The organism is Leucobacter sp. M11 (assembly GCF_035726885.1).
GTDB lineage: Bacteria > Actinomycetota > Actinomycetes > Actinomycetales > Microbacteriaceae > JAPFRB01.
Window position 1 is genome coordinate 345,820 of record NZ_JAPFRB010000001.1, and the last position, 1,902, is coordinate 347,721.

The 1,902-nt window shown below is 72.7% G+C and carries 1 protein-coding gene; it reads right to left on the reverse strand.

Annotation, left to right across the window (positions count from 1 at the left end; translation table 11 throughout):
* On the reverse strand, window positions 1-1,902 hold a 1,902-nt coding region (gene kdpB, locus OOT08_RS01730), incomplete at both ends, for a potassium-transporting ATPase subunit KdpB (protein WP_325091277.1).

Genomic DNA, 1,902 nt, shown 5'->3' on the forward strand with positions numbered 1-1,902 from the left:
GCGCTGAGCACCGCGGAGGCGGGCGAGGAGAGCCCCATAATGTTCAGCACGCCGAGCCCCGGGAACACCCCGACAAAGATCGCGGGAATGATCGCGAAGTACTTCGCGACGTCGTTCGCGATGGAGAAGGTGGTCAGCGCGCCGCGCGTGATGAGCAGCTGCTTGCCAATCCGGACGATATCGATGAGCTTCGCCGGGTCGCTGTCGAGGTCGACCATGTTCCCGGCCTCCTTCGCCGCGGCAGTGCCGGAGTTCATCGCGACGCCCACGTCGGCCTGCGCGAGGGCGGGGGCGTCGTTCGTGCCGTCCCCGGTCATCGCGACGAGGCGGCCACCCGCCTGCTCGCGGCGAATCAGGGCGAGCTTGTCCTCCGGGGTGGCCTCGGCGAGGAAGTCGTCCACCCCGGCCTCCCGGGCGATCGCGGCGGCGGTGAGCGCGTTATCCCCCGTGATCATCACCGTGCGGATGCCCATCTCGCGCAGCTCGCCGAAGCGCTCGGCGAGCCCCGCCTTCACGACGTCCTTGAGGTGCACGACGCCCAGCACGCGGGCCGGGCCGCCCGCGTCGCGCGCGGCGACGACGAGCGGGGTGCCGCCCGAGGCCGCGACCTCCGCGATGATCGCCTCCAGCTGCGCGGCGGCCGCGGGTTCCGGGGCCGCGCCGTGCTCGGCGACCCAGGCGGCGACCGCGGAGCCCGCACCCTTCCGGATCTGCCGACCGGTGCGCAGGTCCACCCCGCTCATCCGGGTCTGCGCGGTGAAGGGCACCGTCTCGGCGATGAGCCGCTCATCGGGGGCGACCCCGTCCGCGGCGGCGAGCGCCACGATCGATGCCCCCTCCGGGGTGGGGTCGGCGAGGGAGGCGAGGGCTGCGGCCTCGGTGAGGTCGGCGTCGCGGATGCCGTCGAGTCGTCGCCAGGCGGTGGCGCGGCGGGAGCCGTAGGTGATGGTGCCGGTTTTGTCGAGGAGGAGGGTGCTGACGTCGCCCGCGGCTTCGACGGCTCGGCCGGAGACGGCGAGGACGTTGCGTTGCACGAGGCGATCCATGCCGGCGATGCCGATGGCGGAGAGGAGGGCGCCGATGGTGGTGGGGATGAGGCAGACGGTGAGGGCGACGAGGACGACGACGGAGACGGGTGCGGCGGCGTAGCCTGCGATGGGGTTGAGGGTGAGGGCGACGAGGACGAAGATGATCGAGAGCGACGCGAGGAGGATGTTGAGGGCGATCTCGTTCGGGGTTTTTTGTCGGGAGGCGCCCTCGACGAGGGCGATCATGCGGTCGACGAAGGTGTCGCCGGGGCGGGCGGTGATGCGGACGACGATGCGGTCGGAGAGGACCCGGGTGCCGCCGGTGACGGCGCTGCGGTCGCCGCCGGATTCGCGGACGACGGGGGCGGATTCTCCGGTGATGGCGGATTCGTCGACGGTGGCGATGCCGTGGATGATGTCGCCGTCGGAGGGGATGAGTTCTCCGGCGGTGACGATGACGGTGTCGCCGAGGGCGAGGTCTGCGGAGGAGATGCTGCGGGTGGGACAGCGCTCGGCGGCGGGGTCGGTGTCGGGCTGGTAGCCGGTGACTCGGGTGGCGCTCGTGTGGGAGCGGGTCTGGCGGAGGCTTGCGGCTTGCGCTTTGCCGCGGCCTTCGGCGACGGATTCGGCGAGGTTGGCGCAGAGCACGGTGATCCAGAGCCAGGCGGCGATGGCGGCGGTGAAGCTCGTGGGGACGTGGCTGCCGCCGGTGGGGGCGGGGCCGCCGAGGAGGGGTTCGGCGAGGGCGAGGGCGGTGGTGAGGACGGCGCCCACCCAGACGAGGAACATGACCGGGGAGCGCCAGAGGGTGCGGGGGTCGAGTTTGCGGAGGGCGCCGGGGAGGGCGTGGCCGAGGGCGGCGAGGCTGAGCCCC